Below are 26,528 nucleotides of genomic sequence, written 5' to 3' on the forward strand. Positions count from 1 at the left end.
TTTCCTCACTGCGCCATCATTTCACGGTGGACGCTGAAAATGATCCACAGCGACAGGCCGACCAGGAACACGATCACTAACGCGGTGAAGACAAACGCCGTCACGTTGTTGCGCTGCGCACTGGAGAAGTCCAGGTGCAGGAAGTAATGCAGGTGCACCAGGATCTGGATGACCGCGAAGGCCATGATGATCAGGATAGTAATGTCTTTCGGCAGAACCGGGGACATCACCAGCGCGAACGGTATGGCCGTCAGGATGATCGACAGTACGAAACCGATCATGTACGACTTCACGGAGCCATGGCTGTGATCGTCGGCGTGGCCGTGATCGCCTGCGGAGTTATGTGGATTAGCCATTTACAGCGCCCCCAGCAGATAAACAATGGTGAACACGCCAATCCAGACCACGTCCAGGAAGTGCCAGAACAGGCTCAGGCAGCTCAGGCGGGTCTTGTTGGTGTTGGTCAGGCCCTTTTTCTGGACCTGGTACATCATGACAGCCATCCAGATCAGACCACTGGTCACGTGCACACCGTGCAGGCCTACCAGCGAGAAGAAGGCCGACAGGAAGCCGCTGCGGCTAGGACCGTAGCCTTCATGGATCAGGTGATGGAACTCATAGATTTCCATGCCGATAAAGGCCGCGCCGCACAGGAAGGTCACGAACAACCAGCCCAGGACCTTGCTCTTCTCACCCTTGTACAGTGCCAGCATGGCAAAGCCGTAGGTGATCGAGCTGACCAGCAGGAACGCGGTCTCGACGGCCACGAATGGCAGCAGGAAGATGTCCTGACCGGTCGGGCCGCCCGCAACGCTGTTGACCATCACGGCGTAGACCGCGAAGAACGAGGCGAACAGCACGCAGTCGGTCATCAGGTACAGCCAGAAGCCGTAGACCGTCATGCCACCACTGTCGTGGTGATCGTCATGCCCGTGGTCGTCGTGACCATGGGCGTCGGAGTGAATAGCGGTATTTGACATTGTTTAAACCTGTTCCGGCGCAGACTTGACAGGAGTGTAGGCACCGTTGGCCGCCAGGACCTTGTGATGCTCACCTTCGATACGTGCAACCTCTTCGGCCGGCACCATGTAGCCCTGGTCGTCACGAGCAGCGTGAGCAACGAAGACAGCGATGGTTGCGACCAGGCTTGCGCCGACCAGCCACCAGATGTGCCAGATGAACGCGAAGCCGAAGACGGTCAGCAGCAGACCCATGTACATACCGGTCGGCGTGTTGTTCGGCATATGGATCGCCGAATACCTGGCCGGAACCTTGTACGCAGTACCTTCGCGCTTGGCATCGGTGAACGCGTCGATGTCGTTGGCTTTCGGCAGCTCGGCGAAGTTGTAGAACGGTGGTGGCGACGAAGTCGACCATTCCAGGGTGTGGCCATTCCACGGGTCGCCAGTGACGTCCAGGTTTTTGTTGCGGTCGCGGATACTGACGAACAGCTGGATCAGTTGCGAAGCGATACCGGCAGCGATCAGGAATGCACCGAACAGAGCGACGTTCAGGTAGATGTTCCACTCAGGCATGTCGGTAGCGTTCAGGCGACGGGTCATGCCCAGGAAGCCCAGCGCGTACAGCGGCATGAATGCAACGAAGAAGCCGCTGATCCAGAACCAGAATGCAGCCTTGCCCCAGCCTTCGTGCAGCTTGAAGCCGAACGCTTTCGGGAACCAGAACGCGAAACCTGCGATGTAACCGAATACCGCACCGCCAATGATCACGTTATGGAAGTGAGCAATAACGAACAGGCTGTTGTGCAGGACGAAGTCAGCACCCGGAATGGCCAGCAGAACGCCAGTCATGCCGCCGATCGAGAAGGTGATCATGAAGCCCAGGGTCCACATGACCGGCGCGGTGAAGCGCAGACGGCCCTGGTACATGGTGAACAGCCAGTTGAACAGTTTCACACCCGTCGGGATCGCGATGAGCATCGTCGCCAGACCGAAGAAGGCGTTGACGTTGGCGCCGGCACCCATGGTGAAGAAGTGGTGCAGCCAGACCACGAAGCCCAGTACGCAGATACCACCCGACGCGAAGATCATCGACTTGTGGCCGAACAGGCGCTTGCCGGTGAACGTCGAGATGACTTCGGAGAACACACCGAACGCTGGCAGGACGAGGATGTACACCTCAGGGTGACCCCATGCCCAGAACAGGTTCACGTACATCATCGGGTTACCACCCAACTCGTTCGTGAAAATGTGGAAGTCCAGGTAACGGTCAAGCGTCAGCAGACCCAGGCACGCGGTCAGGATCGGGAACGAAGCCACGATCAGGACGTTGGCGAACGTACAGGTCCAGGTGAAGATCGGCATGTCCATCAGTTTCATGCCAGGGGTACGCATTTTCAGCACGGTAACCAGGAAGTTCACGCCCGTTAGCGTCGTCCCCAGCCCTGATAGCTGTAGCGCCCAGATGTAATAGTCGACCCCCACCCCAGGGCTGTATTGCAGGCCCGATAGCGGTGGATAGGCAACCCAGCCAGTCTTGGCGAACTCACCGACACCCAGAGAGATGTTGATCAGCAGCATGCCGGCGACCAGCAGCCAGAAGCTCAGGGAGTTCAGGAACGGGAAGGCAACGTCACGCGCACCGATCTGCAGCGGCAGGACGATGTTCATCAGGCCGGTGAAGAAAGGCATCGCCATGAAGATGATCATGATCACACCGTGCGCGGTGAAGATCTGGTCATAGTGTTCTGGCGGCAGGAAGCCTTCGGCGCCGTTTTGCGCCATGGCCAGCTGGGTACGCATCATGATCGCGTCGGCAAAGCCGCGCAGCAGCATGACCATGGCCACGATGATGTACATCACGCCGATTTTCTTGTGGTCGACCGACGTCAGCCACTCGGTCCACAAATAGTTCCACTTGCGGAAGTAGGTGATAGCACCGACCACCGCCAGACCGCCCAGAGCGATCATGGCAAGGGTCACCATGACTATCGGCTCGTGGAACGGTACGGATTCCAGACTTAATTTGCCTAACATTGTTTACTCCTCTGCCCCGGCAGCTGAATGCTCGCTCTTGACCGCACCTTGGGTGCCGGTGACCTGTTTCTGATCACGGATGCTTTGCTTGCTTGGCCCGTGGTTCATCCCCTCGTACTTGTCGATGATGATCTGGAACAGACCAGGCGTGACAGTGGAGTAGAGTTCTACGGGGTTGCGCTCGCTAGGTTTCAGCAGGGCTGCGTATTCAGCCGAGTCAAGCTGTTTAGGTGAATTCTTGACTTCGCTGACCCAGGCCTCGTAATCAGCCTGGCTGGTTGCGATAGCCTTGAATTTCATGCCGGTGAAACCCGCGCCACTGTAGTTGGCCGAGATACCGTTGAACTCGTGATTTTCGTTGGCGATCAGGTGCAGCTTGGTGTGCATGCCCGCCATCGCGTAGATCTGGCCGCCCAGACCCGGGATGAAGAACGAGTTCATCACGCTGTCGGAGGTAACCTGGAAGTTGATCGGGGTGTTGGCAGGGAAGACGATCTTGTTGACCGTGGCAATGCCCAGATCCGGGTAGACGAACAGCCATTTCCAGTCCAGCGAGATCGCCTGGATGGTCACAGGCTTGACGTCGGAAACCAGAGGACGGTACGGATCGAGCTTGTGGGTCGACACGTAGGTGAAATAGCCCAGGAAGATCAGCAGAATGATCGGCACGCCCCAGACCGCCACTTCGATCTTGGTCGAGTGCGACCAGTCAGGCGTGTACTTCGCGTCCTTGTTGGTGGCGCGATATTTCCAGGCGAAGATGAAGGTCATGAAAATGACCGGGATGACCACGATCAGCATCAGCAACGTGGCGATAACGATCAGGTTGCGTTGCTCGATACCCACCTGCCCTTTCGGATCAAGCAGTGGGAAGCCTTCACAACCAGTGAGTAAAAGCATACTCAACAGGGCCAAGTAGCCAAAAAACCTGGGGTACCTATTTTTACTCATCTCACGACCTCTAAAAGCAGCTTGCGCGGTGCTGTTGGGTTTTGACCGCCAACACTTCACCCTGCCAGTGCCGGCATATTTTTTAAAATTGAACAAGGGCCTGCCAGAACGCGGTAGCGAAACGACAAATCCGGTTTTAGCTTTGGAGTCTCTTATTCTGAATGGCTGGAAACCGCCTGTTGTGCAGGACAGCTCCCTTCAGCGCGGCCATTCGGTGCGCTCGGAGGCCAGCATTGCGCGGCCTGTTAAGGGTACACAGCGGCGCTCCGGGCCTCAAAACAGCTAATCGCCAAGCCGGGCCGGACGATAACTGCGGGCGATTGTAGATATGTAAGTTTTTATTGACTATGCCTTATTTTGTAACAGTTAATCTCAGCTGCGGTAACAATTGCAAGATCTTGTTGTCGCCGAACCTGAAAAAATGCCTCGTCAAACGAGGCATTTTCGGCTAAAGCCCTTGTAAACCATGGGGCTTACGCCGATTACGAATGATCCCCAAAGGAACCAGTACAACAGTGAGGGCGAATGCTACCAGAGCCCACTGCGCCAGGGACAGTCCCAGAACAGGCGGGTAAGGTGTGGAGCAGAAGCCGCTGACCTGGAAACCCAACGGAAACATCGTAGCCAAGGGTAGACCATCGACGATCGGTTGCAGGGTGTCGATGCCGCAACTGACCGCCGGATTGGCCAGCACCCAGACATGCCGGCCAGCGGCCACAATGCCACCGATGGCGCTGAACACCACCAGGGTCTCGAACAGCGTCAGGCTCCGCCGGCCGGGCATTGCCGCGCCGATGAAGGCAAACAGGGCAATGGCCAGCAGGGCGTAGCGCTGCAGGATACACAGTGGGCAAGGCGCCTCACCGAGCACCACTTGCATGTACAGGGCGCCGCCAATCAGCGACAGGCAGATGATTCCCAGCAGAACCAGAAAGCGCTTTTCGCGTCTCAGGTACAACATGTTGTCGCTCATTCACATACCTTTTGAATTGGAGTGCCGTGGTTCAGGGTGCGCAGACGCGCTCAAACGCGGCGATGATCAGCCTCATGTGCCGACAACTCAAGGGGTTGAGTGCCATACGGGCGCATTTACCGGCTGGATGGCTTGCGCGATTCCTCCGCCACAGCGGCACCCACGCCAGCGCATTTCCTTCCTTATATATAGAAGGCTGCGGCCTTTTGTCGCACAAGCCCTGTAAAGGCAACAATGCGCTGATTTGTCGCACGCCTTCTATATAAAGGATGCGGTGATTTGCCGCACGCCTTACCCACTCACAAGGGCGTGGTCATTTGTCGCAGGCCACCCGCTATTTGACGTCAACAAAGCCAAACTGCCAGTATACGACCCTGTTTTTGTCGACTACCTCCACCTCCATGCGTCAAAAGCGTGAACCGGCTCGCGAGCCAATTTACGCCGACCCGCTATTCTCAGTCGATGCCACTCCCATTCAGAAGGTTCTTATGTCCAGGAACGTGCGGGCAGACTCTCTCTCGCTGCTGCTGTTCACCCTGCGTAGCGGCAAGTTGATGGCCATCAACCTGCTCAAGGTCAGCGAGATCATTCCCTGCCCTCCCCTGACCCATCTGCCCGAATCGCACCCTCACGTCAAAGGCATTGCCATCCTGCGTGGCGCCTCGCTGTCGGTCATCGACCTGAGCCGGGCCATCGGCGAACGGCCACTGGCCGACCCCGATGCCGGCTGCCTGATCGTCACCGATGTCAGCCGCAGCAAACAGGGCCTGCATGTGCAGGCGGTAAGCCGCATCGTGCACTGCCTGAGCACCGACATTCGTCCACCGCCCTACGGCGCCAGCAACCGCTCGTTCATTACCGGCGTGACCCAGGTCGACGGCGTGCTGGTCCAGGTGCTGGACATCGAAAAAGTGATCCACGGCATTGCGCCTGCGCAAATCGTTGTCGAGCCGGACCAGTTGAGCAACGAAGAAGTCGACCTGCTGAATACGGCGCGCATTCTGGTCGTCGACGACAGCCAGGTTGCCCTTCAGCAATCGATTATCACCCTGCGCAATCTGGGCATCGAATGCCATACCGCGCGCAGTGCCCGGGAAGCGATGGATGTGTTGCTGGAATTGCAAGGCACGCCGGGGCAGATCAATGTTCTGGTCTCGGACATCGAGATGTCGGAGATGGACGGCTACACCCTGACCCGCACCCTGCGCGAAACTCCGGACTTCCAGGACCTGTACATCCTGCTGCATACCTCGCTGAACAGTGCCATGAACAGTGAAAAGGCCCGGGCCGCCGGTGCCGATGCGGTGCTGACCAAGTTCTCCTCGCCGGAACTGACCCGCTGTCTGGTTGCCGCCGCACGCGCCGTGCAACCTGGCGCATAATGACCGGCCATAGACCGTTCATGGTGATTGCAATGAGAACTGCCCTCGTACTGCTGGTGACCGCCGCCTGCGCCCTGGCTCAGATCCAGGCCCAGGCCGCCAGCCCGCAAGCCTGGAAAGACCTTGACCGCAACGTACTGGCCGGGTGCCTGAAAGCCAGCCAGCTCAAGGATGTCAAGGCCGTCGGCAACACGGCACGCTTCGATGACCGTAACGGCTTCGACGCCGTGCTGTTGCAAGGCCGCTACCCGCAAAAGCACATGAACAACCGCAAGGGCCGCGAACTGTGCCTGTATGAACGCAAGACCGGCAGCGTCAGCGTCACCGAGTGGGACAGCATCCAGCCCCGCTGAGTGGACGCTGGCACATGTCTTGCCTGACTATCGCCCAATAAACGGGCTGGCACCTGCCTGATGCCAGACCCGCCGCAGGCACGGACGAGTCTTGAAAACCATGAATATCCGGTTCAACTGCGTGGGTTGCGGCGGCTGCTGCACCGACCACCATGTCCCCTTGACCCTCAGCGAAGCCGCGCAATGGGCGGCCGATGGCGGCAGTCTGATCGTGCTGACCGAAGCCTTTCTCGACAACGGTTACGGGGTGGCGGCCGACCAATTGCAGCACGCCACGCGCCGCTCGATTCAGGTCGACAGTGGCCAGGCCAAGGCCTGGGTGGCGATCACCTTTGCCGCTTACAACGTTGGCCCCTGCCGGAATCTTGACGCAAAAAACCTGTGCCGCATCTACGAACGCCGGCCGTTGGTCTGCCGCATCTACCCGATGGAAATCAACCCGCACATTCCGCTGCGTCCGCAAGCCAAGGACTGCCCACCAGAATCCTGGGAGCAAGGCCCGTTGCTGATCCTCGGCAACAGCGTGGCTGACCCTGCGTTGCGTGACCTGATCGAGCAGTCGCGCCAGGCCGACCGCGACGACATCGGCGCCAAAGAGTCGATCTGCCAACAACTGGGCATCCACACCACCGCGCTCAAGGGCAACGGTTTTGTCGCTTACCTGCCGGACATGGCGGCGTTCAGTGCTGCGCTTGAAAAGCTTGAACCTGCGCCCGCCCCTGCGCAATGGACGTTTCATGTCGCAGGCGAACAGGTCACCGACACCTTGCAACAGGCCGGCGCGCAACTGGCAGGCAGCGACGCGCCGCCTTACCTGTTCATCCCTCTGCAACAACCAGCCTGAGCGGTCATTTGTAATACAGGTCGATCATGACATCGGCCTCGAATGGCCCGGCAACGGTGCGCGTGGTCTGCCACAACAGCTCGGCATTGAACTCGACACTGGCCGCGTGGGTATCGCCCAACAGATCGGCCAGATGAAAGATCTGGTTGTACCGCACAATCTCGTTATTGGCCGCTCGCACGATGCGGATGCCCAGCGACGGATTGGCCGCCGGCACCAGCAGTTCTTGCACCAGGCTGCCGGTGACCGGACGAAAACGCGCATCCAGGCTGAACGGCGAATCACAGGTGCGCCGCGTCGACAACACAAAAGGCCGCTGCTCGAATACCTTGCCCACCACCACCTGACGAATCGGCACGTTACCAAACGCCAGCGTTTCGGGGCTGACCTGCAACTCGGCATCGCAGGCGACAAACCGCAGCCCGCGCAGGTTATTGATCACATAGCTCAGGCTGTGCCCCGGCAACGGATCGGGTGCACTGCCGCCACCGAGCTGGAACATCCGGTAATCGGGCAACTCCGCAGGCAGGCCGGAAGGCGGCGTTACACCGAACTTCTGGATGAACACCGAAAAGCCCAGCGTGAACCGCACACTCGGGCAGGCGCCGATATTGCTGTCGCCTTCATGGCAGACCGGCAGCACCTGCCCGGTCGCGATACGCCCGGAAAAATGATCGACGCCGTCCAGCGTCAAACCCGCACGAATGCCCTGGCCGATATTCAGGTTGTCCGGGTTGAGGTAGACGAACACCTCCTGAGCAACCGTCTGCTGCCCTTCGCGAACGCACTCGACCTGCACACTCTGGCGCTCGGAACGCCAGACCACTTCACCATTTGCCAAGGACTCAGGAATCGCGACCGTACTGCCCAGATCACCACGCAAGACCCGTTCGCCCGAACCCTGCACCGAACAGACCACGGCGAAACAGCTCACCGGCCCCAGCAATAACAAAATCAGCACGGCCGACAGCCGTTTGAGGATGAGCATCAAGTCGAACATCAGCAGGGTTCCGCCATCGGTAAAGTGTCCAGCAGGCGCGCCGAGAATGGCCCCTGCCCTGTGGCCGGCGCGCAATACGCGCGCTGGCCGCCATAATCGGTCAGTGCCTTGAATAACAAGCGTTCCGGCGATCCTGCATTGACGGGCCATTCGAAGCGTGCGCCCGGCGCCAGCAACTGGTGATCGCTCAAGGCCTGGCCATTCAGGCTCAGCGCCTGCAGCACGACATGAAAAACCGTCGGGTTGCTCACCTGCAAACGCCGTCCGCCGGGATCGGCGCGGTTCAGCGACCAACGTAGCGCAGAGGCCGCATCGGCCGGATCACCGGGCAACCCGACAGGCCGGTAGAACACATTGATGCGCTGGCGCACGGCGATATTCAGTTGCTGCCCGACGGCAACACGCTGCGGTACTTCGAGGACATACAAGTGCAACAGCGACTCACGCTCGGCCGGCATACCTATGCCGTGGTACAGCAAGCGCAACACTTGCCGCCCTTGTGCCGGCAGGTGCACCAGCGCCGGGGTGACCACGAACGGCAGCTCGATGCCCGGTTGTGCCGTGGCCGGATCGTCATCGTCGCCCGGCGTCGCCAGCCAGGCCTGCAACAGCACTTCACGCTCGTCGCGATTGCTGACCTCAATGGCCACCTCATTGAACGCGCCAGGGAACACCAGCCGCGTACCCGCCAATGACACTGTCGCCTCAGCCTGCGCGATACCCAGCATCAGCAACAACCACCCGGATAGCCACCTCATCGACACACCAGCCTTAGCCGTTCATAGGCCCGCGAGGGGTCACGCGGCGGTAACTCGAAAGGTGCAGCGCAGCGTTGATCGGCCCAGCGCACAGACAAGGTGCCGCTGTCCTGCTCAATGAGCACCAGCGCCTGGCTGGTCGGGTCGACGCTGGCCAGGGTCTTGCCCTGCCCGTCTTCGACCGTGGCCCCCAACGGCAACTTGCTGCCATCGCTGCGCACCAGCGCAAACTGCACACGACGCCCGACCGACGCCTTGAAACGCAACAGTGGCATAGCGCCGCGACGTGGCACGACCTGGCCGACGGCGTTATCGAGTTCGACATCGGCGCCCAGTTGCCGGGTGTCGAGGCTGATCCAGTTACTGCGATAGGGCTGGGCAAACGGCAGCACCGCATAGCCATTGCCGGCGGTCTCGACCTGCCGGTAAGTGGCCAGGCTCGCCCCTTGAACCTCGGGCACCTGCACCAGCGCGAAGGTTTCACCCAGCGGCTGGGCAAAGTTGACCCCGCCGGCATGCGCCACGATCGACCCGCTGCCGCCCAGCAACAGGCTGCGGTAATCGCGGCCCTGGCTGTAACCGGCTTCGAAGCGCCCGAACGGGGCCACCGTGCTGAGTTTGCCGGCACCAAAGCTGCCCGACTCACTGTCGTGGCCGGCCTGCACCGAATAGAAACTGTCACGGTTATCCAGCACCTGACCGTTGAGCCCGCTTTGCAGGTTGTAGCCGCCATTGCTGTCACGCACGGCATTGAAGAACAGCCGCGATGAACTGGCCGTACGCCCCAACGGCACGGTCAGGCTCAGTACCATGCGGTTGTCGACGCGGGTTTCGCCATCGCGACTGTAGTTCTGGTTACGCTCGACGGACAAGCTGTAGGTCAGGTCTCGCCACGCCGAACTCCACGACAGGTAGGCCTGTCGGGTCTTGCCCGGCAGGTTCCAGTAGCGCTGCTCGGAAGCGGTCAGGCTCAATGAGGCGGCGTGTTCGGTAAGGGTCTGGGTCACATTGAGCTCCAGACGGTCCCGGGCGCGGCCGATGATGCTCAAGCCGTCGCGCTCGCCTGATTCTTCGACATGCTGGCCCAGCGTGCGGTAGTGCGCGGTGGAATAGCGATAACCCGCCACCGCCAGCGTGGTGCGGGTCATCTCCAGGGTATTGGCATAGCGCAGCCGCAGGCTTTGCCCGTCCTGTTGCCGGCCACGCAATTCACTGCTCGAATGGGTCAGGTCAGCCGACAACGCACCCAGGCCGGTATTGACCCCCGCCCCCAGGTTGGCGGCCTGATAATCCTCGGCCAGTTGCAGCCCGCCAAAATCAGTCAGGTTTTCGCTGAGGCCATGAATCCACGCGCCGCTCAAAAAACTGACCGCGTTGTATTGCCCCTCATTGCTGTCCACCTCACCGCCACTCAGGCTGTAGCGAAAGGCCCCGGCCGGCAACATGATCGGCAGCGACGCATAGGCCTGGGTAAAACTGCGGCGCCGGCCATCCGCCTCGATCACCGTTACCAGCAAATCACCGTTGGAACCGCTGGGGTAAATATCCGTGACCTCGAACGGCCCCGGCGAGACATTGCCGCTGTACAACAGAAAGCCGCTTTGACGCACCTCGACCGTGGCGTTGGTTTCGGCGATGCCGCGGATCACCGGCACATAGTTGCGTTCGCTGTCGGGTAGCATGCCATCGTCGGACACCAGCGCCGCGCCCTTGAAACGCACGCTGTCGAATACCTGCCCGTCACTGAAGGTTTCGCCGACGGTCAACTGGCTCTTGAGCGCCGTGATATCACGCTGGGCGAAGGTGCGATTGCTGCGAAAGCTGGACGGTTGATCATCGCCCTGCACCAGCGAAGACTCGTTACGCAATCGCCAGGCGCCGAGATTGAGACCATTGCGCAGCCCCAGATAATGCTGTTGGTGGCGCCGCCCCAACTGGTTGCGCAGCGCGCTATTGAAGCTGTAGTTGATAAACCCCGCGGTTTCGCCCTGGTCCCACAACGGCGGCGATACATAGCCGCGTGCGCTGCGGGCCATCAGGGCCTGGGGCACGCTGATATTCAGGCGCAAGGCACCGGGCTGGTAGTCGACACGGGCAAATTCGACCTGCCCGACCAGATCGAAACAGCCAGGCGCCTGCGCGGCGGGTTCGATCTGGCCGGGCAGTTTTTGCATATCCAGACCCAGCTCGCGGAGCATGTCGAGGGTCAGGCACGGCTCTACCCGGCCGTTGCGCACATTACGCACAAACTCGACATCGCGCCGCCCACTGAGCGAGCGGTTGACGTGGATATCCACCCGATAGACGCCCGGCAGCACCGAGCTGGCGCGCAGAAACTCCTCCAGATCCGGCGGCTGATCGCTGCCCTGGATAAAGGCGGTATTGAAGCGCGCCGACCCGGTTTCGCTGTTTGCCTGGGCCATCAGTGCACTGAGCGACAGGCTCAAGCCCAGACCAAGGCCGAATCCGAGCGGCAACCTGTGAGGTGAAAATCTGGCCGGGCCGCGCGCGGCCCGGAACCTGAATCCCTGGTTATTTTTTATGAGCCATTCCATTAGCTGTGTTCACTGTGCTGGGTGTACCTGGTGCGCCGCGCAATCCGTTGCGCAGCGCCTGATGTTATCGGGCGTCGACCCGACTGGCCGACACGGCTTGCTCACCTTGCAGCGTGGCCCGGTAGACTTCCTGCCCGCCGAAATCATTGATGCTGATAAAGCCCAGTTCTACCGGCGTGCTGGCTGAACGCAGGCGCGGTGACAGACGCCAGCGCTGTTGTGGTGCGAGCATGCGGCTGTCTTCACTGGCCAGTTCCTGACTGCCGTGGTGGGTACTGATCTTGAGCATCGACACGTGAAAAGGCCCGGGGTTGAATACCTCAAGCTCGCCGCTGCCCAACAGGCGCCATTGCAACTGCTGGGCGGCCTTGGCGGGGTCGCCGCTCAGGCCGACGGGCCTGAAAAACAGCTTGATGCGCTGACGTACGGCGATCTGCAACGTGTTTTCAGCCGCACTGCGCGGGATTTCCTGAATATTGAGCCACAGCACCGACTCTCGATCGGTCGGCATGCCGTAACCGGCATGGATGATGCGCACCAATTGCTTGCCGTCACCGGACAGGTGCGCCAGTGGCGGGGTCACCATGAACGGCAAATCCGTGCCGTCCGTCTGTGCGCTGACGCCCACCGGATCGTAGGGTTCGAGCCAGGACTGCAAGAGGATTTCGCCGGCGCCACTGTTGTGTACGCCCAGGCTGACTTCCTTGTCCTTGCCCTGATAAATGACCCGTGTGGTATTGAGCACGATGCCCGCCTGAGCGCTGAAGACAAACAGCCACCCGGCCGCGAGCACCGCACAGCGAAAAAAATTGAAAAGCATGCTGGCATTGGCCTCGGCTGGAAAAAGGCAGGGCGAGCCGGCTCGCCCTGCCTGAGGTGTTACTCGTAATCCATCACGAAAGGCATGAAGCCATCGGCATTACCGGGATTGGTGGCCGTGCCGTTGAGTACATACACCGCGCCGAAGTCGATTTGCGCCGTCGCGCCGCCCACGCCATCCTTGATCAGCGGTTTGTCGATGGTTTCAGTGCCGGAAAGGTCCATGAGACGGTTGGCTGCGTTGATCAGGCCAATGCCCACACCGTCGGCCGCACCGGTGGTGCGCAGCAGGGTCTGGTCGTTATTGTCCAGGCCGCTGCCGTTACGCGCAGCAAAGCGCATTTTCACAGTGTTGTACTGATCGGCACCGGCACTGCAATTGACCAGCAACTGGATAGGCGTGGCCGATTGCAATTTGCTCTCGCTCGAACGACCGATGTCGGAGAACGACACGTTACCAAGATCGACATTGATCTCACCCGCATTGGTGCCCGGGCTGACCCCTGTGCCGGGCGCCACATCACACGTCATGTTGGTCAGTGTGCCATTGAAGATCAGCTTGCCGTTGTTGGCGGCATTGGCAACACCTGTAAAACTCAGACCCAGTGCACCCAGAACAGCCAGAGTAATAGACAGCTTTTTCATGTTAACAACGTTCCTTGTGTTATTTCGTGTGTGCCCTAGTGGACGGCGAGCACTATAAATCCGGTACGCCTTCACCGATGTCAGGCAGATCCATTTGTCGTGACAGAATAAGAAATATAAATTGCAGGATATTTCTGTAAGAATAAAATGCCCTCCCCCAACCCCCCTGCATTCAGGGGACTTGTTCGAAAGACCGAGTAAAAAGTTCAACTAAAGCGTGCGCCACTGCCGATCTGAAAACGTCGGCAGGCGTATTGAAAACGACCGCGCACTTCAGTCTTGCCCAGAATGAAGTGCACGACCATTGCAGGTTTATTGATACGTGATGGTAACCACACCGCCGGCCTGGATGCCCTGCACTGTCGCTGGCAAGGCCCGGTACTGGCTGGTGAACGGCACCGTTTCACCGGTGCAGGCATTGTGCTGGGTAGTCACATCCATAAAGACGCCCGGTTGTACCTGAACTTTCAAAAACGGCTCTGCTCCTGCACCGCGTCCCGGCTGATTAATGGCACAGGTTGAATTAACCAGTTGCCCGTGAAAAACCAGTACACCTTCTTGAGCCATTGCTTGCAGTGGCGTTATTGCTGTCACCCAGGCTGCCAATACCAGGCCAATCAACGGCCGTGCCGACCGACTGGATAACGTTTCCCACACTGAGGTATCGCTGTTCATCGCCACGCTCCGTTACACCGGAATCACACTGCCAAGTTAAGTCGAGCGTAGGAATAATCGCCAGAATAGCCCTTAAACTTCTGTAGGATATTTCCTCAGAGTTTGCGCTTAGTCCTATTTTTGACCGTCAAATGGCTATCGCCTGAGTCGCCGCTTTCTTGATAGCGGCTCAAGGCCAGACACTGGATTTGCCAACTGGCGCAGGCTTTGCTGACAATTCTGACAGCTGGAAGTCATTTTGCTGACCCGATCAACCGGCTATAAAGACGTCCACGCTTACTGTTGCCCATTTCATCGACCCTTTCGGCGCCTCCTTCGCATGCGTAAATCGACCCGAATCGTTCTGGCCATCCTCTCGATGGCCGTCCTTGGCGCTGGCGCCAGCTGGCTGCTGACCCGCCCCTCCACCAAGGCGCCCATGGCGGCGACCGCCATTCCGGTCAAAGTGGTGACGATCCAGGCAAGCGATGTGCCGCGCTTCGTGACCGGCATCGGCACGGTGCAATCGCTGCAAAGCGTGGTGATCCGTGCACAGGTCGACGGCATTCTGAACCGTGTGCATGTGACCGAAGGTCAGCAGGTCAAGGCCGGCGACCTGCTCGCCACCCTCGATGACCGGGCAATTCGCGCGGCCATGGAGCAGGCCAAAGCGCAACTGGCGCAAAGCCAGGCGCAACTGGACCTGGCCCGTCTGGATCTGGCGCGCTATCAGGAACTGACCCGCGACAATGGCATTTCCCGCCAGACCTTCGATCAGCAAAAAGCCCAGGTTGTGCAACTCGGTGCCACCGTACAGGGCAACAAGGCCACTCTTGAAGCCGCTCAGGTACAACTGTCGTACACCCGTATCCTGTCGCCGGTGACCGGCAGGGTCGGTATTCGCAATGTCGACGAGGGTAACTTTCTGCGCGTCAGCGATGCGGCCGGGTTGTTCAGCGTAACGCGCATCGACCCGGTGGCGGTCGAGTTCTCGTTGCCGCAACAGATGCTGCCACTGCTGCAAAAACTCACCGGGCAAAGCGATCAGGCCGCCGTGCAGGCCTGGCTGGGTGACGACGCCAACGGCACGCTGCTGGGCGAAGGCCGGTTGACCCTGATCGACAATCAGGTATCGCCGACCACCGGCACCATTCGCGCCAAAGCCGCTTTCGACAACCCCGCACATACCTTGTGGCCGGGCCAGCTGGTGACCGTGAAGATTCAGACCGGCATCGAGCGCGACGCACTGAAAGTCCCGCCGCAGGTCGTTCAGCGCGGCATGGACCATCACTTTGTCTATCGGGTCCGCGATGACAAGGCCGAAGTCGTGCCGGTCAAGGTGCTGTATCAGGACAGCGACATGACCCTGATCAGCGGGCCCGCACCGGGTGATGTGCTGGTGCAGGATGGCCAGTCGCGACTCAAGGCCGGCAGCCGGGTCGAGATCGCCGGCACGCCCGCACAGACCGCAGGCACCGTGCAGGCGGCGGTGCAACCATGAGCAGTGCAAACACCCACACTCCGCCACACAAGGGCAAAGGCTCGGTGTCGGCCTGGTGCATCGATCACCCGGTCGCCACCCTGCTGCTGACTTTCGCCCTGGTGTTGCTGGGGGTCATCGCTTTTCCGCGCCTGCCGGTGGCACCGCTGCCAGAGGCCGAATTCCCCACCATCCAGGTCAGCGCCCAGTTGCCCGGTGCCAGCCCCAAGACCATGGCCTCCTCGGTGGCCACCCCGCTTGAGGTGCAATTCAGCGCCATCCCCGGCATGACCCAGATGACCTCCAGCAGCGCACTGGGCTCGACCAACCTGACCCTGCAGTTCGCCCTGACCAAGAGCATCGACACCGCAGCCCAGGAAGTACAGGCGGCGATCAACACCGCCGCCGGCCGTTTGCCGGCCGACATGCCTAACCTGCCGACCTGGCGCAAGGTCAACCCGGCCGACAGCCCGGTGCTGATCCTCAGCGTCAGCTCGACACTGATGCCCGGCACCGAACTGAGCGACCTGACCGAAACACTGCTGGCGCGCCAGCTCAGCCAGATCGAAGGGGTTGGCCAGGTGTCGCTGAGCGGCCAGCAACGCCCGGCCATTCGTGTTCAGGCAGCCCCGGAAAAACTCGCCGCCTTAGGCCTGACCCTGTCTGACATTCGTCAGGCAGTGCAACAGACCAGCCTCAACCTGGCCAAGGGCGCGTTGTACGGCAAGGATAGCGTCTCGACCCTGTCGGCCAACGACCAGCTCTTCAACCCGCAGGACTACGCGCAACTGATCGTCAGCTATAAAGACGGCGCACCGGTGCACCTCAAGGATGTGGCCAAGGTTATCAATGGCGCAGAAAACGCCTATGTGCAAGCCTGGTCGGGCCAGCAGCAAGGCCTGAGCCTGGTGGTGTTCCGCCAGCCGGGAGCCAATATCGTCGAAACCGTCGACCGGGTATTGAACCAGTTGCCACGCCTGACCTCGATGCTGCCGGCATCGGTGGAAGTCTCGGTGCTCAACGACCGCACGCGGACCATTCGCGCCTCGTTGCATGAAGTGGAGCTGACCCTGGGCATTGCCGTATTGCTGGTGGTCGCGGTGATGGCGCTGTTCCTGCGCCAGTGGTCGGCGACCCTGATCGTCACCAGTGTGCTGGGTGTGTCGCTGGTGGCGACCTTTGCGGTGATGTACCTGTTTGGCTTCAGCCTGAATAACCTGACGCTGGTGGCGATTGTGGTCGCGGTGGGCTTTGTGGTCGACGATGCCATCGTGGTGGTCGAGAACATCCATCGCCATCTTGAAGCCGGGCAAGGCATGCGCGAGGCGGCGATCAAGGGCGCCTCGGAAATCGGCTTTACCGTGGTCTCGATCAGCTTCTCGCTGGTGGCGGCCTTCATTCCGCTGCTGTTCATGGGCGGCGTGGTCGGTCGCTTGTTCAAGGAGTTTGCCCTGACCGCCACGGCGACCATCCTTATTTCGGTGATCGTATCGCTGACCCTGGCGCCGACCCTGGCCGCCCTGTTCATGCGCGCCCCGACCCACGGCAGCCACAGCAAACCCGGCTTTGGCGACCGTCTGCTGAATGTCTATGAACGCGGCCTGCGCAAGGCCCTGGCACACCAGCGCCTGACCCTGGGCGTGTTTGGCCTGACCCTGGCCATGGCGGTGGCCGGCTATGTGCTGATTCCCAAGGGCTTCTTTCCGGTGCAAGACACCGGCATGGTGCTGGGCACCAGCGATGCGGCCGGCGATATCTCCTACCCGGACATGGTCGAGAAGCACAAGGCGCTGGCGAAAATCATCAATGCCGACCCGGCCGTGCAAGCGTTCTCGCACTCGGTGGGCGCCTCGGGCAATAACCAGACCCTGGCCAGCGGGCGCTTCTGGATCTCACTCAAGCCACGCGGCGAGCGTGATGTGTCGGCCAGCCAGTTCATCGACCGTATCCGTCCGCAACTGACCACTATTCCTGGCATCGTCCTGTACCTGCGCGCCGGGCAAGACATCAACCTCAGTCCGGGGCCCAGCCGCAGCCAGTACCAGTACGTGCTCAAGAGCAACGATGGCGACCTGCTCAACACCTGGACCCAGCGCCTGACCGACAAGCTGCGCAGCAATCCGGCGTTCCGCGACCTGTCCAACGACCTGCAACTGGGCGGCAGCGTCACCCACATCGACATCGACCGCCGCGCGGCCTCGCGTTTCGGCCTGACCACCGCCGATGTCGACCAGGCGCTGTATGACGCCTTCGGCCAGCGGCAGATCAGCGAGTACCAGACCGAAACCAACCAGTACAAGGTGATTCTGGAACTCGACGCCCGCCAGCGTGGCCGCGCCGAAAGCCTGGCGTACTTCTACCTGCGCTCGCCGCTGACCAACGAAATGGTACCGCTGTCGGCGCTGGCCAAGGTCAGCGCGCCGACCATGGGCCCGCTGTCGATCAGTCATGACGGCATGTTCCCGGCCGCCAACCTGTCGTTCAACCTGGCCTCCGGCGTGGCGCTGGGTGACGCGGTGCGCATGCTCGATCAGGCCAAGGAAGAGATCGAAATGCCGACCGCGATCATCGGCAGCTTCCAGGGCGCGGCACAGGCGTTCCAGAGTTCGCTGGCCAACCAGCCCTGGCTGATCCTCGCAGCCCTGGTGGCGGTGTACATCATCCTCGGCGTGCTTTACGAGAGTTTCGTGCATCCGCTGACCATTATTTCGACCCTGCCCTCGGCGGGTATCGGCGCGCTGTTATTGCTGTGGCTGATGGGTCAGGATTTCTCGATCATGGCGCTGATCGGCGTGGTATTGCTGATCGGCATCGTCAAGAAAAACGGTATCCTGCTGGTCGACTTTGCCCTGGAAGCCCAGCGCAGCCAGGGAATGAGCCCCAATGAAGCGATTTATGAGGCGTGCCTGACGCGTTTTCGGCCGATCATGATGACCACCCTGGCGGCGCTGTTCGGCGCCCTGCCGCTGATGCTCGGCTACGGCGTCGGCGCCGAACTGCGCCAGCCCTTGGGCATCGCGGTGGTGGGCGGGCTGCTGGTCAGCCAGGTGCTGACCCTGTTCACCACGCCGGTGATCTACCTGCAACTCGAACATCTGTTTCACCGCCGCCAGAATGCACCGACCGCTCGCCAGGCGATTGCCACATGAAAGCCCAGATGAGAGCCCCGACATGAGAGCCACCGCATGCGCGTGCTGATTATCGAAGACGAGCAGAAAACCGCCGACTACCTTCATCGCGGCCTGAGCGAGCAGGGTTACACCGTCGACGTGGCCGCCGATGGCATCGAAGGCCTGCACCTGGGGCTGGAAAACGACTACGCAGTGATCATTCTCGATGTGATGCTGCCGGGTCTGGACGGCTTCGGCGTCTTGCGCGCCCTGCGTGCGCGTAAACAGACGCCGGTGATCATGCTGACCGCCCGCGAGCAGGTCGACGACCGCATTCGCGGTCTGCGCGAAGGTGCCGACGATTATCTCGGCAAGCCCTTCTCGTTTCTCGAACTGGTCGCGCGCCTGCAAGCCCTTACCCGGCGCAGCGGCGTGCACGAGCCGGTACAGATCACGATTGCCGACCTGTGGATCGACCTGATCAGCCGCAAGGCCAGCCGCGCCGGGGCGCGTCTGGAACTGACCGCCAAAGAATTTTCGCTGCTCAGCGTACTGGCTCGCCACCAAGGCGAGATCCTGTCCAAGACCTCGATTGCCGAACGGGTCTGGGACATCAATTTCGACAGCGACACCAATGTCGTCGAGGTTGCGATCAAGCGCCTGCGCGCCAAACTCGACGGCCCGCACGAGCACAAGCTGCTGCACACCATTCGCGGCATGGGCTATGTACTGGAAGACCGCCGTGCGGATTGATTCGATCGCCCTGCGCCTGGCCAGCCTGTTCGCGCTGGTGGCATTCGGGGTATTCCTGCTGATCGGCTGGGCGCTGTATCTGCAGGTCGACAAGCATCTGGACCTGCTGCCGGAGGCCGAAGTCGATGCGCGCTACAGCGTGCTGGAGTCGACCATCAACCGCTTCGGCAACCCGGAACACTGGGGCAAGATCAAGAGCAAGCTGCACCTGCTCAGTGAAGAAGACAAACGCATCCGCTTCTGGGTAGTCAGCGACGACGCTACCTATGAATATGGCAATCCGGGCCCCGAGGTGCGGCGCTTCGCCCACGGGCCGCCAGGCATGCATGACCTGCTGCTGCCCGGCGAGCGGTTCCCGTACAAGGTGCTGGTCAGTGAATTCGCCGCCCGCGACCAGCGCCCGGCACTGCGCTTTCTGACCGGTATCGACACCCAGACCTTCTGGCAGACCCAACACGCCTTGCTGGTCGCGCTGATCGCGCTGGCAGTGATCGGCATTGTGCTGGCGTCCTTGCTCGGTTATTGGGTGGCACGCATCGGCCTGCGCCCGCTGAGCCACTTGTCGCTGGAGGCGCATAAACTGTCGCCGCCGCACCTGTCCGGGCGCTTGCAGCTTTCGCCATTGCCGCCGGAACTGGCGCAGTTCGTCACCGCGTTCAATTCGACCCTGGCGCGGGTCGAACAGGCCTATTCGCGGCTGGAGTCGTTCAATGCCGATGTGGCCCACGAATTGCGCTCGCCACTGACCAATATGATCGGCCAGACCCAGGTGGCGCTGACCCGTGGCCGTTCGGCCGAGCATTACTTCGAGGTGCTGCAATCGAACCTCGAAGAACTGGAGCGCCTGCGTTCGATCATCAATGACATGCTGTTTCTGGCCAGCGCCGATCAGGGCAGCAAGGCCAAGGAACTGACCCGCGCCTCCCTGGCCGAAGAAGTCGCTACCACCCTGGATTACCTCGACTTCATCCTTGAAGATGCACAGGTCAGCGTACAGGTGCACGGCGACGCCAGCGTGCCCATCGAAAAGGCCCAGTTGCGCCGCGCGCTGATCAACCTGCTGCACAACGCGGTGCAACACACCGACCCCGGCCAAACCATCCGGGTCACCATCCACAGCCTGGAGCACCAGGTGCGCATCGGCGTCAGCAACCCCGGAACGCCCATCAGCGAAGAGCACCTGCCGATGCTGTTCGAGCGCTTTTACCGGGTCGATGCCTCACGCAGCAACAGCGGCGCCAACCACGGCCTGGGTCTGGCCATCGTCAAAGCCATCGCCCTGATGCATGGCGGCACGGTGTTCGTCGACAGCCAGGGCGGCCTCAATACCTTCGGGATCAGCTTGCCGGTCTGAAAACCTGTTATACGTTCGGGACAAATACAAACGCCGCAGGTCACAGGATCGTCGCCACGTATTCGGCTGCCACCCATTTCCCAGAGCGCCGGCCATGAATGCTCACCTGACCCAGTCTTCAGCCTCACCCGTATGGTTGCGCTCCGAGCGCCTGCTGATCGCTGGCAGCCTCTTGTCGATGCTGGCGATTCTGGGCATCGTCGCCTCTTTGCTGGCCCGCGAGCGCCAGGATGCCCTGCTCAGCGCATCACGGGCAGCGACCAATACCATCAAGCTGATCGAAGCCGATATACAGCGTAATGTCGAGCTGTACGACGCGTCGCTGACCGGCATGATCAGTGCCTGGAAAAGTGCCGATCTGCCACAACTGTCGCTCGGGCTGCGCCAACGCCTGCTGTTCGACCGCGCCACGGCCGCGCCTTACAAAGGGGATGTGGCCTTGCTCGATGAGCAGGGCAATGTGCTTGCCGATCCACTGCCCGGCCCCAGCCGCCAGGATAATTTTGCCGACCGCAGCTTTTTCATGCACCACCGCAACAGCCCCATGACCGGTTTGTACATCAGCGAGCCGTTCAAGGCACGCTGGGGCTTCAACGACTGGAACCTGGGCTTCAGCCGCCGCCTGTCGGGACGTAACGGCGAGTTTCGTGGCGTGGCCATTGCCGCCATGCGCCTGGCGTATTTCAGGCCCCTGTTCAGAAGCCAGTCGCTGGATCAGGACAGCAGCATCAGCCTGATCAACGCCAGCGGCATTCTGCTGGTACGTGAGCCGGAACTGAGCGCGCTTGACCAGACCGGCACCGACCTGAGCCAACTGGCCAATTTCCAGCACATTCTCGAATTGCCCGAGGGCAGTTTTGTCGGCCTCTCGAGCAAATACCAGGGACCACGGCTGTACACCTTTTCACGCGTGCACGGCTTGCCGTTGATTGTGGTCATTGCCCAGCCGGAATCGGAGGTTTATGCCACCTGGCGGCGCAACGCCCTGTTGGTCGGCAGCGCGACCGGGGCGCTGTGCCTGGGCATTCTGTGGCTGACCCTTCTGCTGGCGCGCGAGCTGCGTCGCCGTCAGCACGCCGAGCAGGTACTGGCCAATCAGGCGGCCACCGATGGGCTGACCGGCCTGGCCAATCGGCGTCAACTCGACCGCAGCCTGGCCATCGAGTGGGCACGGGCACAGCGCTCGGGCGAATCGTTGTCGTTGCTGCTGATCGATGTCGACCACTTTCGTCGCTTTAATGAGCGCCACGGTCATCTGGGCGGTGACCAGGCGCTGCGGCGTGTGGCCGACAGCATTGCCGCCAATGTCCGACGCAGCAGTGACCTGGCCGCACGTTATGGCGGTGAAGAGTTTGCGGTGCTGCTGCCCGCTACCGATCATGCAAGCGCGCTGGCGCTGGCTGAAAGCATTCGTCAGACCGTCATGCAACTGCCACCGTTTGAGCACGAACAACAGGCCATCACGGTCAGCATTGGCGTGACCACCGGCAAGGTCGCCAAGGGTGACGCATTGGAATCGCTGATCGAAGCCGCCGACAAGGCGCTGTACAGCGCCAAGCACAACGGGCGTAACCGCGTGGAATTTTTCGACTACACATGAACGCCAACCGCCAGCCCTGTGCAAGCGGCTGGCGGTTGGCAGAAGTCTGGCTGAGAGAGCGGCTCAGGCGTCTCTCATACACACTTCATCACGACTGCGCGCGAACCTGGTCACGCAGCAGTTTGACCTTGTCGTGGTTGGCTTGTGCGCCAGTCAGTTGCTTCTGGATCAGGGTGACTACATTGACCGGCAGGGCTTTTTCGCGGGCCTTTTCCAGTGCCTTCTTGTAGTCCGCCAGCGCGTGGTCTTCGCCGCGCTCTACTTCGTTCAGGATGGCTTCATCGCTTTTGCCGGTAACCAGAGATTTCAGGTCGACCCAGGCACGGTGCAAAGTGCCGGCAACGCTGGAAGATTGTTCCGGATCGCCACCCAGGGCACGGACTTCGGCTTGCAGCTCACGTACGGCGGTGGCGCAATCGGCTGCACGGGTCTGGAAGTAAGTCTTGAGCTGCGGATTTTTCAGGTCTTCGGCGCTGGTCTCAAAGCCTTTCTGGCCATCCTTGCTGGTTTCGATCAGGTCGTTCAGCAGGTCGATCGATTCTTTGTTGATGTCAGTCATTTTCACTATCCTTCCTAGGCAGTTGATACCAATGTTTGAAGCTGACATAACCATTGCAGCGCCCGTGCCAGACCCTGATATTAAAATTTTCCCTTTATTTTCAATCAGTTAAAAATATCACTCGAAAGGCTTGCCATGCGTTCTGCATGAACTGTCCTTTTGCCTCCATGCAGAATGCAAGTTGGCCAGCCGCGCGCCATACAAACCCACCGCAAGCCCTGAAACGATCAGGATCACGGCTACTATTTTGCTCAGTGACAGGCTTTCGCCAAACATGACCATGGAGCCGAACATGCCGAAGATCGGTACCAGCAACGACAACGGCGCCACGGTAGAAACCGGGTATTGCCTGAGCAACGAATTCCACACCCAATAGGCAAACAGGGTGTTGGGGTACACCTGAAACAGGATCGAAATCACCGTGCGCGTGTCGATCAGGTTAGCCAGCGTGGTGTAGCCCTGCGTGCCATTGACCAGGTAGTCGAGCAAGAACAGCGGAATCGGCGCAAAGGCGCTGGACCACACCAGAAAGGCAAATACCTGGGTGGTTCTGGCTTTCTTGATGATGATGTTGGTCACGCTCCAGGCAAACGCGCCGAGTAGCACCAATAGCAAACCAGTGATCGACACCGAGCCATCGGCGACGAAAATGATGCTCAGCAACCCGCCCAGGGCAATGACGATCCCGAGCAGTTGCGAACGGGTGACTTTCTCGCGGAACACCCAGCCGCCGAGCAAAATCGTGAAAAACGCGCTGAACTGCAGCACCAGCGAGGCAATGCCGGCCGACAACCCGGACTGAATGCCCAGATTCACTACGCCCCACATGCCGATGCCGAACACCAGCCCGTAGCCTGCGATGTAGCGCCATGGCACATCGGGTTTGCGGATGAACAGAATGGCCGGCAGTGCACACAGCGTGAAGCGCAGCCCGGCCAGGATGAACGGGTCGACCGCCGCCAGGCCCAGCTTGATGATCGAGAAGTTCAGCCCCCATAACGCGGTGATCAGGATGGCGAGCAGCAGGTGGTGCACTTTCATAGGGGCAGTTTCCGAAGGGCAAGGTCATCAGCACAAGCAGGTATACATAGCCACAACAGCCAGGCAGCGGCACTGATCGCAGCCCCCAGCAGGCACACGGCAAGCCAGCCCCACAGGGCGTAAACCTGGGTGGCGGCGACCGCGCCCAGTGCGCTGCCGGCCGAGTAAAAACACATATAGGCGCCGACCAGACGGCTTTGCGTATCGGGTCTTGAGGCAAAAATCAGGCTCTGGTTGGTCACGTGCACGGCCTGCACGGCAAAGTCGAGCATCACCACCCCGACCATCAGCGCCAGCAACGAGCGTTGTGCACAGGCAATCGGCAACCACGACAGCACCAGCAGGGCCAGCGAGAGGCCGGTGATTCTATGCCCAAGGCCCTGATCCGCCCAGCGTCCGGCGCGGCTGGCGGCCAATGCCCCGGCAACACCGGCCAGCCCGAACAGGCCGATCTGGGTGTGCGATAACGACAGTGGCGGCGCGCTCAGGGGCAGGACCATCGCGGTCCACAACACGCTGAAGGCGGCAAAGATCAACATGGCAAAGACACCGCGCCGGCGCAGTACAGGCTCGGTGATGAACAGCGCGCAGGTCGAGCGCACCAGCGCAGTGTATGAACGCTCAAGGCGCGGCAGGCCGGTGGCGGGCATCACCTTGTAGAGCACGGCGGCCATGATCAGCATCAGTATCGCCGACACGTAATACACCGCACGCCAGCCGGCCAGATCGGCAATCACGCCGCTGGTGAACCGCGCCAGCAAAATGCCCAGCACCACACCACTGGTCACCGTGCCCACCGCCTGCCCGCGTTGCGCGGGCGCGGCCAGGCTGGCGGCACATGCCACCAGCACCTGAACCACCACGGCCATCAGGCCCACCACAATCATGCCGCCTAGCAAGACCGGCCAATGCTGCGCCGACGCCACCACCAGTAACGCGAGGGCCGACAGCAGCACCTGGCCAAGGATCAGGTTCTTGCGTTCAAGCAAGTCGCCCAGCGGCACAATCAGCAACAGGCCTGCGGCATAGCCGATCTGGGTGGCCGTTACCACGATGCCGATGCTGCCGGGCTGAACATTCAGGCTCTGGGCCATGACATCGAGCAAGGGCTGGGCGAAATACACGTTCGCCACGGCGAGTGCGCAGGTCACCGAGAACAGCAGGGTCAGGGCACGAGAAAGCGCGGGGGGGCTGGCGGTCATGCAATCATCTCTGGCGATACAATCGGTTTCTTTTTGAAACCAGTTGTTTGATTTTTACCTATTCAGGTTTTAATCTGCAACCAGATTTTTCGACATTCAGGTGATTCGCATGGCCAGGCAAGCGACGCTGCAAACCAGCGAGTGCCCTGTCGCAAGAACCCTCGAAGCGATTGGCGAGCGCTGGACGCTGCTGATCATTCGCGATGCGTTCGACGATATCCGCCGCTTCAGTGATTTCCAGAAAAGCCTGGGCCTGGCCAAGAACATTCTGGCCGCACGCCTCAAGGCGCTGGTTCAATTGGGGATCTTCGAGATCCGCCCGGCGTCGGACGGCAGTGCCTACAAGGAATACGTGTTGACCGAGCGCGGCCGTTCGGTTTTCCCGATGGTGGTGTGCATGCGCCAATGGGGAGAGCAGCATCTGTTTGCTGCCGGTGAAACGCATTCTGTGCTGCTCGACAATGACAACGATCAGCCGGTGGCCAGCCTTGAAGTCAGGTCTGTCAGTGGCAAGCGACTGGCGCCGCAGGATTGCCATCGACAACGTATTACCAGGAACTCGTAAGCCATGAACCCGGAAACACTCAAACTGCTGGTCACCCGTGAAATGCCCTTCGGCAAATACAAAGGCCGGCTGCTGGCCGACCTGCCGGGGCATTACCTGAACTGGTTTGCCCGCGAAGGCTTTCCCAAAGGTGAACTGGGCGCGTTGCTGGCATTGATGCAGGAGATCGACCACAACGGCCTGAGCGAGCTGCTCGATCCCCTGCGCACCCGGCCCCGCCAATTCAAGAATGAATGACGCTGGTGCGGTGATTACCCGAACAACGCCACCGCTTCTGCCGTCGCTTCCTGAATGCGGCCCCAATCGCCGTTTTTCACCCAGCTGTTTTCGATCATCCAGCTGCCGCCGACACACATGACGTTAGGCTGGGCGATGTAGTTTTTCAGGTTTTGCGCGTTCACGCCGCCCGTCGGGCAGAAGCGCACTTCGTTGAATGGCCCGCCCAGCGCCTTGAGCGCCGCCACGCCGCCGCTGACTTCAGCCGGGAACAGCTTGAAGCGCCGGTAGCCCAGGCCGTAGCCGATCATGATGTCGGAGGCGCTGCTGATGCCCGGCAACAGCGGCACACTGCTTTGCGCCGAAGCTTGCAGCAGGTCCAGCGTGCTGCCAGGGGTGACGATGAACTGCGCACCGGCAGCCTCGGCATCGGCCAGCGAGCGACGGTCCAGAATGGTCCCGGCGCCAATGATCAACTCCGGGCGCTGCTCGCGCAGAACGCGAATCGCATCCAGGCCAAAGGCCGAACGCAGGGTCACTTCCAGCACAGTCAGACCACCGGCGGCCAGCGCATCGGCCAGCGGCAGCACGTCCTCGGGGCGGGCGATGGTGATCACCGGGAGGATTTTCGCCTGGGCGCACAGCGCATCGATCCGGGCAGTCTTGGTCGCCATGCTGTCGAGCGGCTGATTGTTTTCGTAGTGGGTCATGGCGATGT

General features: G+C 60.7%; 25 protein-coding genes. 10 read left to right on the forward strand and 15 right to left on the reverse strand.

Annotated elements, in window-relative coordinates:
* Nucleotides 1-5: 5 nt before the first annotated feature.
* From cyoD to ACYP2A_RS00445, 5 genes are all read right to left on the reverse strand, one after another.
* Nucleotides 6-356, reverse strand: coding sequence for a cytochrome o ubiquinol oxidase subunit IV (cyoD, locus tag ACYP2A_RS00425; RefSeq protein WP_459741735.1), 351 nt, complete (start codon nt 354-356; stop codon nt 6-8).
* Nucleotides 357-980, reverse strand: a complete 624-nt coding sequence (gene cyoC, locus ACYP2A_RS00430) for a cytochrome o ubiquinol oxidase subunit III (protein WP_459741737.1) — start codon at nt 978-980, stop codon at nt 357-359.
* A gap of 3 nt (nt 981-983) precedes the next feature.
* Complete coding sequence (gene cyoB / locus ACYP2A_RS00435; RefSeq protein ID WP_459741738.1) at nt 984-2,996, reverse strand: cytochrome o ubiquinol oxidase subunit I; 2,013 nt, start codon at nt 2,994-2,996, stop codon at nt 984-986.
* A gap of 3 nt (nt 2,997-2,999) precedes the next feature.
* On the reverse strand, nt 3,000-3,947 hold the full coding sequence (gene cyoA / locus ACYP2A_RS00440; RefSeq protein ID WP_459741739.1) for a ubiquinol oxidase subunit II: 948 nt from the start codon (nt 3,945-3,947) through the stop codon (nt 3,000-3,002).
* Between the two features lie 448 nt (nt 3,948-4,395).
* Nucleotides 4,396-4,920: a disulfide bond formation protein B gene (locus ACYP2A_RS00445; protein ID WP_459741742.1), complete on the reverse strand. Its 525-nt coding sequence runs from the start codon at nt 4,918-4,920 to the stop codon at nt 4,396-4,398.
* A gap of 488 nt (nt 4,921-5,408) precedes the next feature.
* Here ACYP2A_RS00445 and ACYP2A_RS00450 point away from each other — a divergent pair, with 488 nt between their 5' ends.
* The 3 genes from ACYP2A_RS00450 to ACYP2A_RS00460 all read left to right on the forward strand — a co-directional run bounded on the left by ACYP2A_RS00450 (nt 5,409) and on the right by ACYP2A_RS00460 (nt 7,499).
* Nucleotides 5,409-6,302, forward strand: coding sequence for a chemotaxis protein (locus ACYP2A_RS00450; protein ID WP_459741744.1), 894 nt, complete (start codon nt 5,409-5,411; stop codon nt 6,300-6,302).
* 32 nt (nt 6,303-6,334) lie between these two features.
* Nucleotides 6,335-6,655 carry a hypothetical protein gene (locus ACYP2A_RS00455; RefSeq protein ID WP_459741746.1) on the forward strand — a complete coding sequence of 107 codons (321 nt, stop codon included), beginning with the start codon at nt 6,335-6,337 and terminating at the stop codon, nt 6,653-6,655.
* 100 nt (nt 6,656-6,755) lie between these two features.
* Nucleotides 6,756-7,499 (forward strand): YkgJ family cysteine cluster protein, encoded by a 744-nt coding sequence (locus tag ACYP2A_RS00460; protein ID WP_459741748.1) that lies wholly within the window; start codon nt 6,756-6,758, stop codon nt 7,497-7,499.
* A gap of 4 nt (nt 7,500-7,503) precedes the next feature.
* Here ACYP2A_RS00460 and ACYP2A_RS00465 read toward each other — a convergent pair whose 3' ends face one another.
* The 6 genes from ACYP2A_RS00465 to ACYP2A_RS00490 form a co-directional block, all read right to left on the reverse strand.
* Nucleotides 7,504-8,499: a fimbrial protein gene (locus ACYP2A_RS00465; RefSeq protein ID WP_459741750.1), complete on the reverse strand. Its 996-nt coding sequence runs from the start codon at nt 8,497-8,499 to the stop codon at nt 7,504-7,506.
* Complete coding sequence (locus ACYP2A_RS00470; RefSeq protein WP_459741751.1) at nt 8,499-9,257, reverse strand: fimbrial biogenesis chaperone; 759 nt, start codon at nt 9,255-9,257, stop codon at nt 8,499-8,501. The genes ACYP2A_RS00465 and ACYP2A_RS00470 overlap by 1 nt, the downstream gene beginning before the upstream one ends.
* Nucleotides 9,254-11,812, reverse strand: a complete 2,559-nt coding sequence (locus ACYP2A_RS00475; RefSeq protein WP_459741753.1) for a fimbria/pilus outer membrane usher protein — start codon at nt 11,810-11,812, stop codon at nt 9,254-9,256. The genes ACYP2A_RS00470 and ACYP2A_RS00475 overlap by 4 nt, the downstream gene beginning before the upstream one ends.
* A gap of 64 nt (nt 11,813-11,876) precedes the next feature.
* On the reverse strand, nt 11,877-12,632 hold the full coding sequence (locus ACYP2A_RS00480) for a fimbrial biogenesis chaperone (protein WP_459741755.1): 756 nt from the start codon (nt 12,630-12,632) through the stop codon (nt 11,877-11,879).
* Between the two features lie 59 nt (nt 12,633-12,691).
* The gene (locus ACYP2A_RS00485) at nt 12,692-13,276 is read right to left on the reverse strand and encodes a fimbrial protein (RefSeq protein WP_459741757.1); all 585 of its coding nucleotides are present in this window, start codon (nt 13,274-13,276) and stop codon (nt 12,692-12,694) included.
* Between the two features lie 312 nt (nt 13,277-13,588).
* Nucleotides 13,589-13,951, reverse strand: a complete 363-nt coding sequence (locus tag ACYP2A_RS00490; protein ID WP_459741759.1) for a hypothetical protein — start codon at nt 13,949-13,951, stop codon at nt 13,589-13,591.
* A 319-nt stretch (nt 13,952-14,270) separates the two neighbouring features.
* Here ACYP2A_RS00490 and ACYP2A_RS00495 point away from each other — a divergent pair, with 319 nt between their 5' ends.
* From ACYP2A_RS00495 to ACYP2A_RS00515, 5 genes are all read left to right on the forward strand, one after another.
* Nucleotides 14,271-15,431 (forward strand): efflux RND transporter periplasmic adaptor subunit, encoded by a 1,161-nt coding sequence (locus ACYP2A_RS00495; protein ID WP_459741760.1) that lies wholly within the window; start codon nt 14,271-14,273, stop codon nt 15,429-15,431.
* Nucleotides 15,428-18,559, forward strand: coding sequence for a multidrug efflux RND transporter permease subunit (locus tag ACYP2A_RS00500; RefSeq protein WP_459741761.1), 3,132 nt, complete (start codon nt 15,428-15,430; stop codon nt 18,557-18,559). Before ACYP2A_RS00495 ends, ACYP2A_RS00500 begins: the two co-directional genes overlap by 4 nt.
* Before the next feature lie 36 nt (nt 18,560-18,595).
* A complete protein-coding gene (locus tag ACYP2A_RS00505) occupies nt 18,596-19,273 on the forward strand; it encodes a heavy metal response regulator transcription factor (protein WP_459741763.1) in 678 nt (225 codons plus the stop codon).
* Nucleotides 19,263-20,627, forward strand: a complete 1,365-nt coding sequence (locus ACYP2A_RS00510; protein ID WP_459741765.1) for a heavy metal sensor histidine kinase — start codon at nt 19,263-19,265, stop codon at nt 20,625-20,627. The genes ACYP2A_RS00505 and ACYP2A_RS00510 overlap by 11 nt, the downstream gene beginning before the upstream one ends.
* 94 nt (nt 20,628-20,721) lie before the next feature.
* Nucleotides 20,722-22,227 (forward strand): GGDEF domain-containing protein, encoded by a 1,506-nt coding sequence (locus ACYP2A_RS00515; RefSeq protein ID WP_459741767.1) that lies wholly within the window; start codon nt 20,722-20,724, stop codon nt 22,225-22,227.
* Nucleotides 22,228-22,315: 88 nt separating this feature from the next.
* Here ACYP2A_RS00515 and ACYP2A_RS00520 read toward each other — a convergent pair whose 3' ends face one another.
* The 3 genes from ACYP2A_RS00520 to ACYP2A_RS00530 all read right to left on the reverse strand — a co-directional run bounded on the left by ACYP2A_RS00520 (nt 22,316) and on the right by ACYP2A_RS00530 (nt 25,029).
* The gene (locus ACYP2A_RS00520; protein ID WP_459741769.1) at nt 22,316-22,786 is read right to left on the reverse strand and encodes a ferritin-like domain-containing protein; all 471 of its coding nucleotides are present in this window, start codon (nt 22,784-22,786) and stop codon (nt 22,316-22,318) included.
* A gap of 117 nt (nt 22,787-22,903) precedes the next feature.
* Nucleotides 22,904-23,827 (reverse strand): EamA family transporter, encoded by a 924-nt coding sequence (locus ACYP2A_RS00525; protein WP_459741770.1) that lies wholly within the window; start codon nt 23,825-23,827, stop codon nt 22,904-22,906.
* Complete coding sequence (locus tag ACYP2A_RS00530; protein WP_459741771.1) at nt 23,824-25,029, reverse strand: MFS transporter; 1,206 nt, start codon at nt 25,027-25,029, stop codon at nt 23,824-23,826. The genes ACYP2A_RS00525 and ACYP2A_RS00530 overlap by 4 nt, the downstream gene beginning before the upstream one ends.
* Before the next feature lie 109 nt (nt 25,030-25,138).
* On the opposite strand from ACYP2A_RS00530, the gene ACYP2A_RS00535 reads away from it, so the two are divergent.
* Together ACYP2A_RS00535 and ACYP2A_RS00540 are read left to right on the forward strand one after the other, a co-directional pair.
* The gene (locus ACYP2A_RS00535) at nt 25,139-25,594 is read left to right on the forward strand and encodes a winged helix-turn-helix transcriptional regulator (RefSeq protein ID WP_459741772.1); all 456 of its coding nucleotides are present in this window, start codon (nt 25,139-25,141) and stop codon (nt 25,592-25,594) included.
* Between the two features lie 3 nt (nt 25,595-25,597).
* A complete protein-coding gene (locus ACYP2A_RS00540; protein WP_459741774.1) occupies nt 25,598-25,831 on the forward strand; it encodes a DUF3820 family protein in 234 nt (77 codons plus the stop codon).
* Nucleotides 25,832-25,845: 14 nt separating this feature from the next.
* Here ACYP2A_RS00540 and ACYP2A_RS00545 read toward each other — a convergent pair whose 3' ends face one another.
* Nucleotides 25,846-26,520 (reverse strand): bifunctional 4-hydroxy-2-oxoglutarate aldolase/2-dehydro-3-deoxy-phosphogluconate aldolase, encoded by a 675-nt coding sequence (locus ACYP2A_RS00545; protein WP_459741776.1) that lies wholly within the window; start codon nt 26,518-26,520, stop codon nt 25,846-25,848.
* Nucleotides 26,521-26,528: the final 8 nt, after the last annotated feature.

Source organism: Pseudomonas sp. 3A(2025) (genome assembly GCF_054589175.1).

Coding starts and splice junctions, on each gene's coding strand:
- cyoD (WP_459741735.1), bottom strand. CDS start 356: ATGGCTAATCCACATAACTCCGCAGGCGATCACGGCCACGCCGACGAT.
- cyoC (WP_459741737.1), bottom strand. CDS start 980: ATGTCAAATACCGCTATTCACTCCGACGCCCATGGTCACGACGACCAC.
- cyoB (WP_459741738.1), bottom strand. CDS start 2,996: ATGTTAGGCAAATTAAGTCTGGAATCCGTACCGTTCCACGAGCCGATA.
- cyoA (WP_459741739.1), bottom strand. CDS start 3,947: ATGAGTAAAAATAGGTACCCCAGGTTTTTTGGCTACTTGGCCCTGTTG.
- ACYP2A_RS00445 (WP_459741742.1), bottom strand. CDS start 4,920: ATGAGCGACAACATGTTGTACCTGAGACGCGAAAAGCGCTTTCTGGTT.
- ACYP2A_RS00450 (WP_459741744.1), top strand. CDS start 5,409: ATGTCCAGGAACGTGCGGGCAGACTCTCTCTCGCTGCTGCTGTTCACC.
- ACYP2A_RS00455 (WP_459741746.1), top strand. CDS start 6,335: ATGAGAACTGCCCTCGTACTGCTGGTGACCGCCGCCTGCGCCCTGGCT.
- ACYP2A_RS00460 (WP_459741748.1), top strand. CDS start 6,756: ATGAATATCCGGTTCAACTGCGTGGGTTGCGGCGGCTGCTGCACCGAC.
- ACYP2A_RS00465 (WP_459741750.1), bottom strand. CDS start 8,499: ATGTTCGACTTGATGCTCATCCTCAAACGGCTGTCGGCCGTGCTGATT.
- ACYP2A_RS00470 (WP_459741751.1), bottom strand. CDS start 9,257: ATGAGGTGGCTATCCGGGTGGTTGTTGCTGATGCTGGGTATCGCGCAG.
- ACYP2A_RS00475 (WP_459741753.1), bottom strand. CDS start 11,812: ATGGAATGGCTCATAAAAAATAACCAGGGATTCAGGTTCCGGGCCGCG.
- ACYP2A_RS00480 (WP_459741755.1), bottom strand. CDS start 12,632: ATGCTTTTCAATTTTTTTCGCTGTGCGGTGCTCGCGGCCGGGTGGCTG.
- ACYP2A_RS00485 (WP_459741757.1), bottom strand. CDS start 13,276: ATGAAAAAGCTGTCTATTACTCTGGCTGTTCTGGGTGCACTGGGTCTG.
- ACYP2A_RS00490 (WP_459741759.1), bottom strand. CDS start 13,951: ATGAACAGCGATACCTCAGTGTGGGAAACGTTATCCAGTCGGTCGGCA.
- ACYP2A_RS00495 (WP_459741760.1), top strand. CDS start 14,271: ATGCGTAAATCGACCCGAATCGTTCTGGCCATCCTCTCGATGGCCGTC.
- ACYP2A_RS00500 (WP_459741761.1), top strand. CDS start 15,428: ATGAGCAGTGCAAACACCCACACTCCGCCACACAAGGGCAAAGGCTCG.
- ACYP2A_RS00505 (WP_459741763.1), top strand. CDS start 18,596: ATGCGCGTGCTGATTATCGAAGACGAGCAGAAAACCGCCGACTACCTT.
- ACYP2A_RS00515 (WP_459741767.1), top strand. CDS start 20,722: ATGAATGCTCACCTGACCCAGTCTTCAGCCTCACCCGTATGGTTGCGC.
- ACYP2A_RS00520 (WP_459741769.1), bottom strand. CDS start 22,786: ATGACTGACATCAACAAAGAATCGATCGACCTGCTGAACGACCTGATC.
- ACYP2A_RS00525 (WP_459741770.1), bottom strand. CDS start 23,827: ATGAAAGTGCACCACCTGCTGCTCGCCATCCTGATCACCGCGTTATGG.
- ACYP2A_RS00530 (WP_459741771.1), bottom strand. CDS start 25,029: ATGACCGCCAGCCCCCCCGCGCTTTCTCGTGCCCTGACCCTGCTGTTC.
- ACYP2A_RS00535 (WP_459741772.1), top strand. CDS start 25,139: ATGGCCAGGCAAGCGACGCTGCAAACCAGCGAGTGCCCTGTCGCAAGA.
- ACYP2A_RS00540 (WP_459741774.1), top strand. CDS start 25,598: ATGAACCCGGAAACACTCAAACTGCTGGTCACCCGTGAAATGCCCTTC.
- ACYP2A_RS00545 (WP_459741776.1), bottom strand. CDS start 26,520: ATGACCCACTACGAAAACAATCAGCCGCTCGACAGCATGGCGACCAAG.